The organism is Nonomuraea sp. MTCD27 (genome assembly GCF_041950495.1).
In the GTDB taxonomy this organism is placed as follows: domain Bacteria; phylum Actinomycetota; class Actinomycetes; order Streptosporangiales; family Streptosporangiaceae; genus Nonomuraea.
This window is the reverse complement of the sequence record NZ_JBGNUW010000032.1, coordinates 15,117-31,395: the sequence shown is the minus strand read 5'-3', so window position 1 is coordinate 31,395 and position 16,279 is coordinate 15,117. Positions and strand designations below refer to the sequence as shown.

At 70.7% G+C, this 16,279-nt stretch carries 13 protein-coding genes; 8 read left to right on the top strand and 5 right to left on the bottom strand.

Features of this window, described 5'->3' with window-relative positions; all coding sequences use genetic code 11:
• Positions 1-192 precede the first annotated feature (192 nt).
• From ACBJ59_RS55390 to ACBJ59_RS55375, 4 genes are all read left to right on the top strand, one after another.
• Positions 193-1,101, top strand: a complete 909-nt coding sequence (locus ACBJ59_RS55390; RefSeq protein WP_375118034.1) for a CAP domain-containing protein — start codon at positions 193-195, stop codon at positions 1,099-1,101.
• 81 nt (positions 1,102-1,182) lie between these two features.
• Complete coding sequence (locus tag ACBJ59_RS55385; RefSeq protein WP_375118033.1) at positions 1,183-1,632, top strand: MerR family transcriptional regulator; 450 nt, start codon at positions 1,183-1,185, stop codon at positions 1,630-1,632.
• Between the two features lie 14 nt (positions 1,633-1,646).
• Positions 1,647-2,681, top strand: a complete 1,035-nt coding sequence (locus tag ACBJ59_RS55380; RefSeq protein ID WP_375118032.1) for an SDR family oxidoreductase — start codon at positions 1,647-1,649, stop codon at positions 2,679-2,681.
• Positions 2,682-3,274: 593 nt separating this feature from the next.
• Positions 3,275-5,818 (top strand): tetratricopeptide repeat protein, encoded by a 2,544-nt coding sequence (locus ACBJ59_RS55375; protein WP_375118031.1) that lies wholly within the window; start codon positions 3,275-3,277, stop codon positions 5,816-5,818.
• Between the two features lie 488 nt (positions 5,819-6,306).
• Here ACBJ59_RS55375 and ACBJ59_RS55370 read toward each other — a convergent pair whose 3' ends face one another.
• A complete protein-coding gene (locus ACBJ59_RS55370) occupies positions 6,307-6,525 on the bottom strand; it encodes a hypothetical protein (RefSeq protein ID WP_375118030.1) in 219 nt (72 codons plus the stop codon).
• Positions 6,526-6,731: 206 nt separating this feature from the next.
• Between ACBJ59_RS55370 and ACBJ59_RS55365 the strand changes: the two genes are divergently transcribed.
• On the top strand, positions 6,732-7,214 hold the full coding sequence (locus ACBJ59_RS55365; RefSeq protein WP_375118029.1) for a S26 family signal peptidase: 483 nt from the start codon (positions 6,732-6,734) through the stop codon (positions 7,212-7,214).
• Positions 7,215-7,721: 507 nt separating this feature from the next.
• On the opposite strand, the gene ACBJ59_RS55360 is transcribed toward ACBJ59_RS55365, so the two are convergent.
• Positions 7,722-8,351 carry a TetR/AcrR family transcriptional regulator gene (locus ACBJ59_RS55360; RefSeq protein WP_375118028.1) on the bottom strand — a complete coding sequence of 210 codons (630 nt, stop codon included), beginning with the start codon at positions 8,349-8,351 and terminating at the stop codon, positions 7,722-7,724.
• A gap of 84 nt (positions 8,352-8,435) precedes the next feature.
• Here ACBJ59_RS55360 and ACBJ59_RS55355 point away from each other — a divergent pair, with 84 nt between their 5' ends.
• Complete coding sequence (locus tag ACBJ59_RS55355; RefSeq protein WP_375118027.1) at positions 8,436-9,209, top strand: SDR family oxidoreductase; 774 nt, start codon at positions 8,436-8,438, stop codon at positions 9,207-9,209.
• A 47-nt stretch (positions 9,210-9,256) separates the two neighbouring features.
• Here the strand turns inward: ACBJ59_RS55355 and ACBJ59_RS55350 are convergent, their stop codons facing one another.
• Positions 9,257-9,793: a GNAT family N-acetyltransferase gene (locus tag ACBJ59_RS55350; protein ID WP_375118026.1), complete on the bottom strand. Its 537-nt coding sequence runs from the start codon at positions 9,791-9,793 to the stop codon at positions 9,257-9,259.
• A gap of 85 nt (positions 9,794-9,878) precedes the next feature.
• Positions 9,879-12,062, bottom strand: coding sequence for a BTAD domain-containing putative transcriptional regulator (locus tag ACBJ59_RS55345; protein WP_375118025.1), 2,184 nt, complete (start codon positions 12,060-12,062; stop codon positions 9,879-9,881).
• 332 nt (positions 12,063-12,394) lie between these two features.
• On the opposite strand from ACBJ59_RS55345, the gene ACBJ59_RS55340 reads away from it, so the two are divergent.
• Both ACBJ59_RS55340 and ACBJ59_RS55335 read left to right on the top strand, forming a co-directional pair.
• Positions 12,395-13,501, top strand: a complete 1,107-nt coding sequence (locus ACBJ59_RS55340) for a hypothetical protein (protein WP_375118024.1) — start codon at positions 12,395-12,397, stop codon at positions 13,499-13,501.
• A gap of 185 nt (positions 13,502-13,686) precedes the next feature.
• Entirely contained in the window at positions 13,687-14,667 is a 981-nt protein-coding gene (locus ACBJ59_RS55335; protein WP_375118023.1) for an MBL fold metallo-hydrolase, read from the top strand.
• 24 nt (positions 14,668-14,691) lie between these two features.
• Here the strand turns inward: ACBJ59_RS55335 and ACBJ59_RS55330 are convergent, their stop codons facing one another.
• The gene (locus ACBJ59_RS55330; protein WP_375118022.1) at positions 14,692-16,218 is read right to left on the bottom strand and encodes a beta-N-acetylhexosaminidase; all 1,527 of its coding nucleotides are present in this window, start codon (positions 16,216-16,218) and stop codon (positions 14,692-14,694) included.
• Positions 16,219-16,279: the final 61 nt, after the last annotated feature.

Here is a 16,279-nt window from a genome sequence, read left to right as displayed (position 1 = left end):
CCTGCTCTCCCCCGGGAGTGAGCGGCGCCTTCCGCGCAGCGCCGTCACGCAGGACGCCGAAGCGCCCTGAACGTCTCCCGGGGCGCTCCGTTGACATTAATCACAGAGCGAAATGTCCGTTTTGCGTGACAAGTCCGTAATGGGGACGACAGAATGCGGGACCGACAGCCTCTCCCGCCCCTGGAGGAACCCATGCGCAGATCCCTGGGTGTACTCGCCGCCGTCGCCGGCCTCGCCGCCTGCGCCCCGTCCGCCGACCGGCCGCCGGCCGGAGCGGCCGGAGCGGGGCCCGAGGTGACCGCGCCGGCGGACGGCGCGGCGCCGGCACAGACCGGGGAGCCGACTCCCCGGGCGACCCCTGAATCGGACGAGTGCCGCGTGAGCGTGACCAGGCCGGGCGTCTCCGCACTGGAGATCCGAACCTCGGCCGCCCGCCGTGGCTGCGTGCACCCGGCGCTGCTGCGCATCCGGGTCAAGCGCGCCGTCCCCGGCGCCGATCCGGTCGTCAAGAGTGGCGCCACCAGGAAGGGCAGCATCGCCCTGCGCCTGCCCTGCGAGCCGGGTACGTACTACGCGGTCGCCACCGACTACCGGGGCGGCACAGCCAAATCCAAGGCCGTACGGCTGACCTGCGCCACCCCCACCCCGACCCCCACGACACGGGAGACGGAGGCGCCGCCGGCTCCCAAGACCAAGGCGCCCATCACGTCCGTCGGCACGACCATGGAGAACGAGGTCGTCCGGCTGACCAACGCCGAGCGGGCCAAGGGCGGCTGCGACCCGCTCAAGCACGACGCGCGGCTGCGCAGGGCCGCGTTCGGGCACTCGGCCGACATGGCGAAGAACGACTACTTCGACCACGACTCCCGGGACGGCCGCGACATGGTCGACCGCATGCGCGCGACCGGCTTCACCGGCTCGGCCTGGGCCGAGAACATCGCCATGGGTCAGCGGTCGGCGGCCGAGGTGGTCCGCGGCTGGATGAACAGCGACGGCCACCGGCAGAACATCATGAACTGCTCGTACACCTTCATCGGGGTGGGCGCGGCCAAGGACGCGCAGGGACAGATCTACTGGACGCAGGACTTCGCCACCCGCTGACCCCGCGGGCGCCGCGTCGCACTTCCGCTTCGTTGCCGCGCGCCTTGACTTGAAGCGCTTCAAGTTCCGGAGACTGGACTCATGGCGGCGACGGACAAGATTGACGGCACCTCTCGCATGACGATTCAGGAGGTGTCCAGGCTGAGTGGGCTGTCGGAGCCGACCCTGCGGTACTACGAGAAGATCGGGCTGATCAGCGCGGTCGAACGCGACCGGAGCAGTGGCCACCGGCGTTACGGTCCGGCCGTCGTGGAGACGATCGAGGCGCTCAGCTGCCTGCGGTCGACCGGGATGAGCGTGCGGGACATGCGCGCCTACCTCCGGCACCTGGACACAAGCGACGCGGGCCGGCTGCGTGAGTTGTTCCAGCGCAATGCCGAGCGCCTCGCCGGGGAGATCGAGCGCATGCGGGTGCGGCTGCGTTATCTGGAGCTCAAGGCCGACCTCTCGAGCGCACGGGAGCGCGGGGACGCCGAGGCCGAGCGCCGCGCCGTCACGGACATCATGCCGGTCATCGCTGACCTGTATTGACGAGGGGAAACGACATGACACAGCGATCAACCGCGGACGACGGGCTTGTGCTGGTGACGGGCGGCAGCGGTCACGTGGGCTCGCACGTGATCCGTCGCCTGCTCGCGGACTGGCACCGGGTGCGGACGACCGTCCGCTCGCTCAGCCGGGCGGCCGGCGTGCGGGCGATGGCAGACGAGGCCGGCGACCGGCTGGAGATCGTCAGCGCCGATCTGTCCGCCGATGATGGCTGGGCCGAGGCCGTGGCGGGGTGCGCCCATGTGCTGCACGTCGCGTCGCCGTTTCCGGCCGCCCAGCCCGACAACCCCGACGAGGTCATCGTTCCCGCGCGCGACGGCGCGCTGCGCGTCCTGCGGGCGGCACGCGATGCCGGGGTGAAGCGTGTGGTGCTCACCTCGTCGTTCGCCGCCGTGGGCTACAGCCGCAAACCCGGCGACGAGTACGACGAGAACGACTGGACCGATCCCGCCGACGACAACACCCCGTACATCAGGTCGAAGGCCATCGCCGAACGGGCGGCGTGGGACTTCGTCGACGCGGAAGGCGGCGGCCTGGAACTGGCGGTGATCAACCCCAGCGGGATCTTCGGCCCACTGCTCGGACCGTACCTGTCCGCCTCGACCGGCCTCATCAAGGCGATGCTGGAGGGTGCCATGCCGATCGTGCCCCCGGTGTACTTCGGCGTGGTGGACGTACGCGACGTCGCCGACATCCACGTGCGGGCCATGAGGCATCCAGCCGCCGCCGGCCAGCGGTTCCTGGCCGGCAGCGGCGAGGCGCTCAGCTTCCTCCGGCTGGCCCGGATACTGGCCGCGCATCTGGGCACGGCCGCGGCCCGGGTGCCGACGCGGGAGTTCACCCCCGACGAGGTACGCGAGGCGGCCCGGTCCAACCCCGCGTTGCGGGAGACGGTCAGCCGGCTGGGCCACATCCCTGTCCTGCGCACCGACAAGGCCCGCGAGGTGCTCGGGTGGGCGCCCCGCGACCCGGAGACCACGATCGTCGACACGGCGGAAAGCCTCATCCGCCTGAAGCTCGTGGCGACCTGAACCGCTCATCCAGCTCGGGAATCCTCTGGAAACCGCTCACCACGGACGACGCGTGGCCGATCACCCGCTTCGCGTACCCCTGCGCCCGCGCCGGCCGACCCACGCGCAGGTTCGTCGACCCGGCGCCCGATCCGCGGCGCTTCGGGTGGTCGCTCGAGCGCCGCACTCCACCCGGAGACGTCCGCGCCAGGAGATCAGCAGGACGAGCAGCGCTGCAGCGTACGCGACCCCGTAGCACATGGGGAGCCAGCCACCCCCCAGCAGCCCCGAGCCTGCCGGCGGGCCGAACCTGCCGATGCCGGCACAACCCGCTCGCCGAGACGTTTGACACAGAAGCTCAATCCGGATGAGCTGGAGGCCGAACTGCACGCGATCCGCACGTTCTACACCGGGGGGCGAAGCTGCACGAGCCGGGCTCGAGGCCGCGCACGAAACCGGGCTGCAAGTCGGCAGGACCTTCGCCAGGCTCCCCTATGACAGCCTCCCCGCGATTGATGGGTATTTACGGCCAGATCTGGTGCATTTTCCGTGAATGCCGCCAGAAGGGCATAGGCCTTGTCTTTCATCGCAACTAGGCTGCGGGAGGAGCCCTCATGCCGCCGACGGACGGACCGGTTCTGAGCGTCTTGCTGCGCGCTTGGCGCGAGCGCGCCCTGCTGACCCAGGAGCAGCTGGCAGCACGGGCCAACCTCAACGTACGAACCATCCGCCGGTTGGAGGCGGGCGAGCTGCAACGCCCGCGCGGCGCATCGATCCGGTTGCTGGCCACGGCGCTGTGCCTGGACGATGCGGAGCTGGCGATCTTGATAGGCGCCGTCAACACGACCCCGCCGCCCTCGCCTTCGGCGCGCATCACACCACGGCAGCTGCCCACTGACGTGGCCGCGTTCGTCGGCCGGGCGCGGGAGTTGGACCTGCTGGACCAGGCCCAGGCCGGGGACGACGCGGCCGCCGTGGTGATCACGGCGATCGACGGCATGGCGGGGGTGGGCAAGACCGCGCTCGCCGTCCATGCCGCTCACCGGCTGGCGCCACGTTTCCCCGACGGGAACCTGTTCGTCGACCTGCACGGCTACACCCGGAGCATGACCCCGGCGAACCCGGCCGACACGCTCGCCTCCATGCTCGGGGCACTCGGCGTGCCGGGTGACATGATTCCTCAGCGCCTGGACGAGCGGGCGGCTCTCTATCGCAGCGTGCTCGCCGGCCGCAGGATGATCGTCGTCTTGGACAATGCCACCGATGAAGCGCAGGTCCGGCCGCTGCTGCCGGGCGGCACGTGTCTGGTGCTGATCACCAGCCGTCGGCGGCTGATCGGTCTGGACGGCGCCCGGACGGTGTCGGTGGACGTGCTGTCTCCGGCGGAGGCGATCGCGTTGTTCTCCCGTACCGCCGGACCGGACCGCGTCGCGGACGTGTCACACGAACTGCTGGCCGAAGTGGTACGGCGGTGCGGGCTGTTGCCGCTGGCGATCCGTCTGGCCGCGGCCCGGCTCAAGGTCCACCCGGCGTGGAGCGTGGCACATCTGCTGAACCGGCTGGAAGAACATCAACGCCGGCTGACCGAACTGCACGCCGGCGAGCGCAGCGTCACCGGCGCACTGGGCCTGTCCTATCGTGAGCTGGCCACCTCCGACCAGCGCGCCTACCGGCTGCTGAGCTTGCACGCCGGGGTGGACATCGCCCCCGATGCGGCGGCCGCGCTGCTGGCCACCACCACTGAGCGGGCCGAACGGGTTCTCGAGGGGCTGCTGGAGGTTCACCTGCTGCAGGAGCCGACAACCGGCCGCTACCGGTTCCACGACTTGATCCGCGTCCATGCGAGGGAGCGGGCCGACGACGAAGAAGCCGAGCTCGATCGGCGCGCCGCGCTGACCCGGCTGCTGGACCACTACCGCCAGGCCACCTCAGCGGTGATGGACCGCCTCCACCCCTACGAGTCCGACCTGCGCCGGCACCCTGCGACCGGGACCTTCTCGCTGCCCGACGCACCAGCCGCCACCGCCTGGCTGGACGCTGAACTGACCAATCTGCTCGCCCTCGCCCAGCACGCCGCCGAACACGATTTCCCCGAGCACGTCCAGCACCTCTCGACCACCCTGCACTGGTGCCTGCGCTCCCGCGGGCGCTGGGCCGAAGCTGAAACCCTCCACACGTCGGCGTTGTCCACCGCCCGGGCCACCGCAGACCTCAAGGGCGAGATGGACGCGCTCATCGCCCGCGGCGGAATCCACCACATAGGTGGTCGACACCAAGCAGCAATCGAGGACACCAAGGGCGCGCTTGGTATCGCCCGTGCCATCCAGCACCGCTCCGGCGAGCTCCGGGCGCTGAACGTCCTGGGCATGACCCACGGGCTCCAAGGAAGGTTCGCCCAGGCCGGCGAATGCGCCGCGCAGGCGCTCCGCATCGCTCGGGCGATCGGCCACCGGGCCGGCCAGGTGGAGGCGCTGATCAGTTCCGGCAAAGTCCATCGGATCATGGGCGAGCACAAACAAGCCGTCGACGATCTGACGCAAGCCATCACCATCGCGGAGGCGATGGATGACCAAACGGGTGCGCTGCGAGCATTGAACAGCCTCGGACGCATCCATCTGGGGCAGGGTGAGTACGACCTGGCCACCGGCTCGTTCACCCGCGCCCTGGATCTTGCCCGCGGCACCGGTCACCGGGTCGGCGAACTCGACAGTCTCACCGCCCTCGGCCACCTGCACCGCATCCACGGGCGATCCCACCAGGCCCAGGAGTGCTACCAGCAGGCGCTGGTTCGCGCACGCGAAGTCGGGGACAGGAACTGGCAGTTCGAAGCCATCCATGGCATGGGCCGCCTCCATCACGAATGCGGTCGAGCCGATCAAGCACTGGACGACCACCACCAGGCACTCCGCCTCGCCTCAGACCTCGATCAGCCCAGCGATCAGGCCCGTGCCCACGACGGCCTGGCCCACGCCCACACCACACTGAACCACCGCGACAAAGCCCGCCACCACTGGGCTCAGGCCCTGGCCATCCTGACGTCCCTCGGCATCGACCGGACAGAGGAGAGCGGTGTCGATGTCACGAGCATCCGCCTGCACCTCGATGACGCCGTCGTGATGAACGCTCGATCGACGATCACAGACGAGTCCCACACGTAGTCTCCCCCGCTCCAAGCGCCCCACCTCCCTGGGAGTGCCCTCGTGTCCGGGCTCCTGACTGAGCTGCGCCGCAGGTGCGGTCAGAGCCGTCCGATGCAATAGCCGGGCCGACATCGGGTTCGGTACGAGGAGTCTCAAGCACGCTTGCGGGCCACCACCCGGGAAGCCCGAGCGTGCGTCCGGCGTCGATGGCGAACCGGCGGGCCCAGCCGGCGCAGAACTCCCGCCACTCGGCATCGGCGGCCGCGCCCCGAGTTCGTGCCAGCGCATCCAGTGGCGCCTACCGGATGTAGAACCAGCGATCGACCAGGCCGTCATCTCGCAGCGCGGCGGCGGGCCGCTGGTCTCGGTGCTACGCGGGACGCGGGCGTAGGTCTTCCTGCCGTGCGAACTCGTGAGGTTCACCGTGGCGACCCACGCCCGCTCCCCCTCCGCACCGCATTCAGGAGGTCAGCCGGCTTCCGCCGCGGCTGACGGATCTGTGACCGTCAGCAGCACTGGAAGCACTGGTACTGCCAGCCGTCGCAGGTGACGAGCCCCGACTGCCAGCGGCAACAGGTGCGGAGGTACAGGTACGAACCGAACTGGTCCCGGTCACAGCGCCGTTCCGTCCAGCAATCAGCTGCCTGGGCGACACCGACGCTGGGGACGAGCAGCTCGACCAGCCGATCCCCGGCATTCACAACAAGACGGATGATCTTATCCACGTTCTGCCTCCTCTTCCTGCTGGACAGCTTCGGTGGAAATGTAGGCGGGGGCTGCGTCATACCAGCCTCAAAGTGCTCCACCACGGTCCGGACGACGAGCACACCCGTCCTTGCGCGTGAAGCCGGAACGAAGCCGACGAGACGTTTACTGGAGACGCGCGACCCACGTCCGTCGCGCCCGCCGACGACACGCAGGAGGCCGGGCTTTGCTGCTGACCACGGTGCTGCTGGTGGTGATCGCCGCCGCCTTCTGCGCCCTGCGATGGGTGCGGCGCAACACGGTGCTGGTGACGGTCGCGGGACACAGCATGGAGCCGACCCTCCGCGACGGCGACCGCGTTCTCGTCCGGCGCCGCAAGGTGACTCAGCTCAAACTGGCGGACATCGTGGTGCTCGACCCGCCCGGCACGGTCGTGGAGGCCGGCGCCGTACAGCGCTCACCCTCGGCCGGGCTCCAGGTCAAGCGGCTCGTGGGCCTGCCAGGTCAGCCAGTGCCTCCCAGGATGCGCGCGGCCGTGAAGTCCGACCGGGTGCCTGCGGGGACGGTGCTGGTGCTCAGCGACAACCTTCGTCACGGCCTCGACTCGCGCGTGTGGGGTCCGTATCCGGCGGGCGGCGTGGTCGGCGTGGTTCTGTTCGGTCAATGGTTCGGTTCCGGGGGCACGAGGTTGCCGGGCTGCCGTTCCTAGCGCGGTGTGGGCGTCGTGATCGACGTGACGACGCCCGGCCGTAAGGCGTCGGTGGCGTTCTTCGAGACCGAATCGGCAGCGCCGCCGGGAGGAGCCGGTGCCGTCCGGCCCGATCCCGGGTGGCCCGGTGAAGGTGACACCGTTCATGCTGGGCCGGCCGGTCTCCACCCCCTGGCTCGCCGCCGAACTCGTACGCCTGGCCGAGGGCGAACGGTGGCGTGCTGCCGGTCGGCGACTTCCGCAGCGGGAAGACCACCTTCGAGCAGTGGGCGCATGACGTCCTTCGCGCAGGCCTGGTAACCCCAGCCGGCCTTGCTGCGGTGCGCCTTGGAGCAGGCGGTCTTGCTCTTGATCTGTGTATGGCCGCTGGATTCCCACTTCTTCGTGGAGGGGTGGTAAACCTCCAGCCGGAGAATACGGTGCGGTGCCACCGCCACTGACCTCATGGGGACTCCTAACGTTGACGAGCAGTTCGCTGCTCCCGCCTGGCCGATCGAGGGCTGTGCGTCAGCTTGGCGGACCTGGCTCGTGCCGCGGCCACGCGGCCAGGGCCAGTTCGGCGATCTCGGCGAGTTCGGCCGCGTCAGCTCCGTCCCGGGCGCGCTGCGACATCCCTTGGATGACGGTGGCGAAGTAGCCGGCCAGGGCGCGGGGGTCGGCGTCGGCGGGGAGCTCGCCATCCTGCTGAGCGGTGCGCAGGCGGTCGTGGAAGATCTCGAGGTTGGCGTTGCGCAGGTCGCGCAGGAACGCCGCTATCTCGGCGTCCTGGACGGTCACGTTGGTGGCGGCACTGATGGTGAGGCAGCCGGCGGGATGTGAGGGGTCGGGGTAGATCGCCGCGGCCTCGCGCAGGATGCGGGCGAAAGCGTGGTACGCCGCGGGCTCCTCGCGGAGGGCGACGCCGACGAACGCGCCGACGGGCGAGCGGGCGTATGTGTGCACGACCTCCTTGAACAGCGCCTTCTTGTCCCTGAAGGCGGCGTACAGGCTGCCCGGGCGGATGCCCATCGCCTCGGTGAGCTCGTTGAGCGAGGTGGCCTCGTAACCGCGCTCCCAGAACAGCCGCGTGGCCGCGGCGAGTGCCGCGTCACGGTCGAACGTGCGCGGGCGGCCCCGTGCCGTGCCTGCTTGACCCATGCCGCACATTCTAGAGCGTCCGCTCAAGAAGTCGTGCTAGCGTACTTGTTGAGCAATCACTCAATAAATAGAGGACGGGACATCATGGACGGACGCATGCTGGAGGGCAAGGTGGCGCTGGTCACCGGCGGCAGCAGGGGGATCGGGCGGGCCATCGCCGAGCGGCTCGGCCGGGACGGCGCCGTCGTGGCCGTCGCCTACGCCCGCGATCAGGCCGCGGCCGACGAGGTCGTCGAGAGAATCGGCAAGGACGGCGGCCGGGCGTTCGCGATCCGGGCGGAGCTGGGCAGGCACGGCGACGCGGCCGCGCTGTGGGCCGCCTTCGACGCCCGGGTCCAACCGCACTCGCTCCGGCCGGGCGTCGACATCATCGTCAACAACGCCGGCATCGGCCGCAGCTCCGACCTGGCCGCGCTCACCGAGGAGCAGTTCGACGAGGTCTTCGCGGTGAACGTCCGGGCGCCCTTCTTCGTCGTGCGGCACGGGCTCAGCCGGCTGCGCGACGGCGGGCGCGTCATCAACATCTCCAGCGGCGCCGCCCGCCTGGCCATGCCCGAGATCATCGCCTACGCCGCCACCAAGGGCGCCCTGGACACCTTCACCCTCAACCTGGCCGCGCAACTGGGCCCGCGGGGCATCACGGCGAACTCGGTGGCCCCCGGGATCGTCGACACCGACATCAACGCGGGATGGCTGCGCGGCAACCCGGAGGCCGAGGCCCACGCCGCGTCACTGGCCGCCCTCGGCCGCGTCGGGCAGCCCGAGGACATCGCCGGCATCGTGGCCTTCCTCGCCTCCGACGACGCCCGCTGGGTGACCGGCAGGGTGATCGACGCGACCGGCGGCGCCGGATTGTGACCCGCTTCTCGGGTGGGACCGCCGCGCCGGTCCCACCCGAGAAGCGGTCACAGCGCCGGCTTCCAGTCCTGCACGAGCAGCCCGAGCAGCACCTCGTCCAGGAACTCGCCCATCACCCAGGCCGAGGAGCGCAGCACGCCCTCGCGGAGGAAACCGTTGCGCTCCGCGGCGCGCAGCATCGCGACGTTGTCCGACAGCGTCTCGATCTGCAGCCGGTGCAGGCTGCGCACGACGAAACCGTAGTGGCACAGCACCGCGACCACGTCGGTGCCGTAGCCCTTGCCACGGGCCGACGGCAGCAGCCCCAGCCCGATGTGCGCGGACCGGTTGTGGGTGTCGATGCCCCAGAACGTCGCGGTGCCGACCAGCGTGCCGCCGTCCAGCTCCACGACCGAGAACGGGACGCGCCCGTGCTCCTTGTCGTCCACCACGAGCCGCGGATCCTTCGAGCCGGGGGTGATCGGCCGCCACGGCCCGCCTTCGGCCCGCGAGGAGTTGACCACGTCGTCGTAGAGCTCGGTCCGCAGGATCGGAATGTCGTCCTCGTACCGGGCCCTGAGCCCGACCTTGCTACCTCTCAGCATGCCGACTTCCTATCCGACCGGGCTGTCCGGCGGCAAACCGCGCCGATCCTGACCGCCTCCGTCGCGCTTCCGGCGTCAGGAACGCTCACAAGCCGGCCGGCGCGCCGTTGTCCGAGGTGCACGCGGTGGCGAGGTCGCCCTGGAGGGCGCCGCGGTGGCGGGCGAGAAGCCGGACGACCCGACGGATCGGGAGCTGGGCGGCCAGGCCCAGTCCGAGGGAATGGAACCGGTCGGGGAAGCCGTGCCGGGCGAGGGCGAGCAGGTTGGGCAGCTCCGCCTTCAGCCAGCCGGCGGCATCGGCCATCGGAGGCGTGAGGATCCCGCTCGGGTCAAGGCACGGGCGCGTGCCGAATTCGTACGGATAAAGGCGGTCGATGGCCGCCGAAGCACCCCGGCTGTAGTAGTCGAGCAGGCGGCTCAACGCGGCACGCTGCTCGGCCTCGGGCTCCTCCGCGACAGCCTTCTCGGCGGCATGGGCACTGATCAGGTCGTGAAAGCGGTAGCGGGCGGGAACCTGCTCCTGCAGCAGATGGCTCTCCAGCAGCCTGTCCAGCAGCACCGAGGCACGCGTGACGGTGGTGGCCAGCAGGGCCGCGGCCGCGTCAGGGGTGATGTCCACGCCGGCGTGCAACCCCAGCAGGCGGTAGGCGCGCCGCTCGGCGGTGGTGAGCGTGCGGTAGGAGACGTCGAGGGCGGCGGTGACGCTGCGTTGCCCGGCGTGCAGCTCGCTCAGCCGGTGCTGACGCCGTCGCAGTCGCTCCAGGAGATGGCTCACGCTCCAGGCGGGATGGGCGTTCAGCCGGGCCGCCGCCAGCCGGATCGCCAGCGGCAGCAGCCCGCACCACCGCACCACCTCGGTCAGCGCCTCCGCCGGCGTGTCGACGAGGCGCTGTCGTGCCGCGGTGGCGGCGAACAGCGCGACCGCGTCCGTGAGCGGCATGACGTCCACGGTCACCGTACGCGCGCCGTCCAGGCCGACCAGCCGCCGCCGGCCCGTGATCAGGACGAGGCAGCTGCCCTCCCCCGGCAACAGCGGCCGAACCTGTGCCTCGTCGGCGGCGTTGTCGAGCACGATCAGCAGCTTCTTGTCGGCCAGCACGCTGCGGTACAAGGCCGCCCGGTCGTCGAGGTGTCGCGGGATCGACTCGCCGGGGACGCCCAGCACACCGAGCACGCGGGCGAGCGTGTCGGCCGGGTCGGCCGGAGCCACGCCGCAGGTGTAGCCGTGCAGGTCGATGAACAGGTTCCCGTCGGGGAAGCGGGGAGCCAGCTCGTGGGCGGCGTGGACGGCCAGCGCGGTCTTACCGGCTCCCGGCATGCCGTCGATGGCGATGATCGGCGCCGTGGTCGTGTCGCCGGCCCGCACCAGGACGGCGAGCTCCGGCTCCCGGCCGACGAACGACCCCACATCGGTGGGCAGCTGCCGGGGCGCGGCATGGACGTTGAGGCACGCCCGCGCCGCGAGGTGCTCCTGCGTCAGCGACTCCCGCTCCCGCCAGGTGCGCGGCAGCGCACCCGCTGCCGGATCCTCCTTACGGAGGAGCGGCTGCCTCCCGTTCCGTGCCTTTGACGGCGCGGGCGAAGGGGGACGCGTCTGGTGCGCATGCTCCTGGGTGAGGACGGCCTGATGCAGCCGTCGCAGCTCGGCGCCGGGGTCGATGCCGAGCTCCTCCTTGAGGAGGTGGGTGACGGTGCGGTAGGCCTCCAGGGCTTCGGCCTGCCGTCCGGTCCGGCACAGGGTGGTCATGAGCTGGACCCACAAACGCTCCCGCAGGGGATGTTCGGCGGTCAACCCACGCAACTCCGCGATCAGCGCGGCGTCTTCTCCCAGCTGGATATCGAGGTCGATACGGCGTTCGAGCCCATAAAGGCGCTGCTCGGTGAGGGGCGGGACATCGATCTGGTGGAGGGCGTCGGAGTCGACGTCGGCGCATGCCGGACCGCGCCACAGAGCGAGCGCCTCGTGCAGGAAGCGGTTCTCCAGCACCGGCGTCGCCGCGTCGGCTGCCAGCCGCATCAACTGCTGGAACTCGAGCAGGTCGAGTTGGCCGGGCTCAAGGCAGGCAAGATAGCCGCCCGGCTCTGTCTGGATCACTTCGCTCAGATCCAGGATCTGCCGCAGGCGTACGATGTTGGTCTGCACGACCCGGCGCGGGTTTCGCGGAGGCCGCTGGCCCCACATACGCTCGGTGAGCTGGTCGAGGGGGACGACCTGGTTGGGCCGGAGCAGGAGGGCGGCGAGCAGCACCCGGATCTTGCCGACCGGCACCGACAGCTGCGTCCCGTCACAAGTCACTGTCAATGGGCCGAGCAGCGAAAACCGCAAAGCGGCCATGACACCCCCACTCCTGCGTTGACGCGCCCCGTCACGCGCCCCCGGCAGTTCAGACTGTGCAGCACCCGGCGGGAGCAAAACAGGGCAGCAACCAGACATAGTGCGGTCATTTCGTCCGGGGCCTCGGTCCCGGCGGTCGTTTCAGGGACCGGGCCGACGCTTCGATGAGGCGATGGACAGGCCGGTCTCGCGAAGGGCGGAGAGCGGGGCGCAGCGGGCACCGCCGTGCTCGCAGGCGCGCTGTATAGTCCGTCGCGGAGGCGCCGATGAGAGCACGGTTGCTGGCCGTCGCGGCCTGCCTGGTCGTGCAGGGCTGCGCTGCCGCGCCCACCCCGGCGGTCAGATCCGAGCCGCCACCCGTGCCCGTTCCCACGTCCGAGTTCGCGCCCGAGCCCACGCCGACGCCGGTGGACGAGGACGTTCCGCTGTCGGCGCGGTGGGAGCTCGTCCCCGGCCTGCCCGACGACGACAGCTGGGAGCGGGGCCTGTACGACGTGAGCGCCGCCTCCCCCGGCCTCGCCTGGGCCGCCGGCTACAAGGGCTGGGAGGACGGCGTGGAGATGACCCTGCGCCACTGGGACGGCTCCCGCTGGCGGCGTCTGCCGGCGGGCCATACCGGCAGCTTGGCGGCGGTCGACGCCGACGGGCCGGCCAACGCCTGGGCGGTGGGCGGCGGCGCCTTCGACGAGCCCGTCGCCCTGCAGTGGGACGGCCGCTCCTGGCGACGCCATCGGTCGCCGATGACGTCGCGGGACGTCGCGGTGGACGGCGGTCGCGTCGTCCTCATCTCGTCCTCGCAGGTGATGCAGGGGTACGGCGCCCGCTTCAGCCGGAAGCTCACCGTCAACCCGCCGGCCGACGAGCTGCGCGCGGTGAGCGCGGGCGCGGGGCACACCTGGATCGCCGGATCACGCATGGGGCAGCCGATGGTCTGGCACGGCTCGGCCCGCGGGTTCGAGCAGTCCGAGATGCCCGTGGTGCCGGGCGGCGGCACGCTGGGCGCCGTCTGGCAGAACAACCCGTCCGACGTGTGGGCGGTGGGACAGGCCGGGGAAAGCCCCCTCGTCCTGCGGTGGGACGGCGCCTCCTGGACGCGGGTCGCGCTGCCGCCGGACTGGCGAGGCGAGCTGACCAGCGTGACGGCCTCCGGCCCCCACGACGTGTGGATCGCGAGCCTGCGCACCGGGACCACTCCGCGGCACGTCGTGCTGCTGCACTGGGACGGCCGGACGTGGACGCGCGAGCGCTCGCCGTCGCCCGGCGAGGTGACCCGGGCGGTGGTCGAGCGCATCCCGGGCACGTCCCAGCTGTGGCTGGCGACCTCGATCGTGAACGGCGACTCCGAGTCGATCGTCACCTACCGCCGCCGCTGAGGTCAGGCGGCCCCCAGGACCGCGCGGTCCTGGACGCGCGGGCCCCGGGTTCGTCGGGGCTGCGGACTCCACCGCCGGCCTGGAAAACCGGTGTGCCCGGGGGAAGATCGGGCGCTACGATCGCGGACGCTTGATCACCGGCGGCGGGAAGCGCTGTCCACGACCGCTCAGGAAAGGCGCCCTCGATGATGCAGGTTCCGGAGCAACGGCTTGACCACCCCGAGCTGCTGGAGCGAGGGCATCCCTTCCGGCAGTGGAAGACCTGGCGGATCGACGGCACCGAGCTGACGCTCACCGGCTACTCCCGCGCGAACGACAAGACCTTCTTCCACATCCCCGAGCTACGGTGCAGCCTCGACGCGGGGCTGTGTGAAGGGCGGCAGGTGGACACGGTCTTCCTGACCCACACCCATCACGATCACTCCAAGGACCTCGATTTCCTGGCGTCCTCCGGCGCGGACATCTACCTGCCCGCTGAGTCGGTGCCGTACGCGGAGTCCTACCTGCGTGCGTCCGCCGAACTGAATCACGGGGCGGGGTTCGACCCCGCGCTGGCGGGGGGTCACCGCCTGCATGGCGTGCGGCAGGACGACGAGTTCGTCTTCGGAAGACGCGGACACCACGTGCGGGTGGTGGAGTGCGAGCACAAGGTGCCCTGCGTGGGATACGCCTTCTCGGAGCGGCGCAAGGCGCTGCGGCCGGAGTTCGAGGAGCTGCGGCGGTCCCTGGTGAGGGAGGGGCGGGGCGAGGAGTTCGGCCGGATCATGGCCCGGCGGCGCAAGGAGGGGGCCGAGGTCGACGCCGAGGTCAGCCGGCCGCTGTTCGCCTTTCTCGGCGACACCCATGTGAAGGTGTTCGAGCGGAACCCGTGGCTCTTCGACTATCCGGTCGTCATCACCGAGTGCACCTTCCTGGACGACGCCGAGGAGGAGCGCGCGAATCGGGTCGGGCACACGGTGTGGAGCCGGCTCAGACCCCTGGTCGAGGCGCACCCGCAGACCTTGTTCGTCCTGGTGCACTTCAGCCTGCGCCACTCGGACCGAGAGATCCTCTCGTTCTTCCGGCGGGAGCGGGCGGAGGCGGCGGACGGGCGGCTGGACAACGTCCTGTTGTGGGCGCACCCGGCAAGCCGCCTGCCCGAGCAGCACCAGCACACCGGATCTTGAACTGGCCGCTCCCGGCCGTCGCGGTCAGTTCGCCATCCGCCAGGTCTTCCGGGGTTTGTTGTGCATGCGTCCGGGAACGCCGGGGCGTTGCTGCCATGGGTACGGCCCGGTGGGCGGGCGGTATCCGACGCCCAGCGCGTCCAAGCGGGCATAGTGCGCCATGCTCATCCGGCGCTCGAAGTCCTCGAAATCGCGTTCGTCCGGGTCCGGCAGGTCCGACCAGGCCACCTCGGCGAACGCGACGAGGCGGGGGAAGGCCTGGTAGTCAACCCGGCTGCGGTTCTCGGCAACCTCGGTCCACAGGTTGGCCTGGGTGCCGATGATGTTGGCCGCGTGCGGGGTGCCGGCCAGCCGGGGCGGTACGGGTTCGAAGCGGTAGACGTCCTCCAGCGTGTGCACCCATCCGAACGGTACGGGCTCCTCGTCGCCGTGGGCCTGCACATGGTCGAGGTAGACCTCCTGTTGCGGGCACATCACCACGCTGTGCCCGGCCTCCGCGGCGGCGATCCCGCCCCCGTACCACCGCCAGCACATGACGGCTGCGTCCGCTGCCAGGCCGCCGTCCAGGATCTCGTCCCAGCCGATGAGGCACCGCCCCCGCGCGGCGAGCCAGCGGTCGAAGTGACGGATCATCCAGGCCTGGAGCTCGTCCTCGCCCCGGAGCCCCAGTTCACCGATGCGCGCCTGGGCCGTGGGCGACTTGCGCCACTGATCCTTGAAGCACTCGTCACCGCCGATGTGGACGTACCGGCTGGGAAAGATCTCCAGCACCTCCTCCAGGACGCCCTCGTAGAAACGCAGCACGCCGTCGGTAGGAGCCAGCACATTGCGGTTGAATCCCCAGTCGGTCCACACCTCCAGCGCGGCGGTGTCGACGACGTCGGCGTTGCCCAGTTCGGGGTAGGCGGCGATGGCGGCCTGCGAATGGCCCGGAAGCTCGATCTCGGGGAGGACCGTGACATGCCGCTCCGCCGCGTACGCGACGATCTCCCGCAGATCGTCCTGAGTGTAGAAGCCGCCGTGCGGCCGCTCGTCCCAGAGCGGCGGCTCGCCCCAGCCCATGCGAGTCCGCCGCCGCCAGGCGCCGACCTCGGTCAGCCGGGGGTACCGTCGGATCTCCACCCGCCAGCCTTGGTCGTCGGTGAGATGCAGGTGCAGGACGTTCAGCTTGTGGGCGGCCAGCAGGTCGACATAGCGCAGCACGTCGTCCTTGGGCAGGAAGTGCCGCGCGACGTCGAGCATGAAGCCCCGCCAGGCGAAGCGCGGCATGTCCTCGATGGTCACGTACGGCACCGTGACCGGCCCTCGCGTGATGGGGGCCCGGCGGAAGGCGTCCGGGCCCAGCATCTGCCGCAGGGTCTGGCGCCCCCAGAAGACACCGGCCTCGTCGCCGCCCACGATCTCGACGCCGCCGGCCGACACGGTCAGCCGGTACGCCTCCGGCCCCAGCGACGGATCGACACCGGTACGCGCGTCCCCGCCGAACGCCCCGGAGCCTCCGGCCCGTTCGAGCCGACGCGGGGCAGGGATCAAGCTCACCTCGGACGCCATACGCCCAGTCTCACCACAGAAACGAGTCATTCGCCAGGCGGCTCGGTGAACGGCCGGCCGG

Excerpts from the sequence above, each read along its gene's own strand:
- ACBJ59_RS55355 (WP_375118027.1), top strand. The coding sequence starts at position 8,436 with ATGGACGGACGCATGCTGGAGGGCAAGGTGGCGCTGGTCACCGGCGGC.
- ACBJ59_RS55350 (WP_375118026.1), bottom strand. The coding sequence starts at position 9,793 with ATGCTGAGAGGTAGCAAGGTCGGGCTCAGGGCCCGGTACGAGGACGAC.
- ACBJ59_RS55330 (WP_375118022.1), bottom strand. The coding sequence starts at position 16,218 with ATGGCGTCCGAGGTGAGCTTGATCCCTGCCCCGCGTCGGCTCGAACGG.
- ACBJ59_RS55360 (WP_375118028.1), bottom strand. The coding sequence starts at position 8,351 with ATGGGTCAAGCAGGCACGGCACGGGGCCGCCCGCGCACGTTCGACCGT.
- ACBJ59_RS55380 (WP_375118032.1), top strand. The coding sequence starts at position 1,647 with ATGACACAGCGATCAACCGCGGACGACGGGCTTGTGCTGGTGACGGGC.
- ACBJ59_RS55340 (WP_375118024.1), top strand. The coding sequence starts at position 12,395 with ATGAGAGCACGGTTGCTGGCCGTCGCGGCCTGCCTGGTCGTGCAGGGC.
- ACBJ59_RS55335 (WP_375118023.1), top strand. The coding sequence starts at position 13,687 with ATGATGCAGGTTCCGGAGCAACGGCTTGACCACCCCGAGCTGCTGGAG.
- ACBJ59_RS55375 (WP_375118031.1), top strand. The coding sequence starts at position 3,275 with ATGCCGCCGACGGACGGACCGGTTCTGAGCGTCTTGCTGCGCGCTTGG.
- ACBJ59_RS55390 (WP_375118034.1), top strand. The coding sequence starts at position 193 with ATGCGCAGATCCCTGGGTGTACTCGCCGCCGTCGCCGGCCTCGCCGCC.
- ACBJ59_RS55385 (WP_375118033.1), top strand. The coding sequence starts at position 1,183 with ATGGCGGCGACGGACAAGATTGACGGCACCTCTCGCATGACGATTCAG.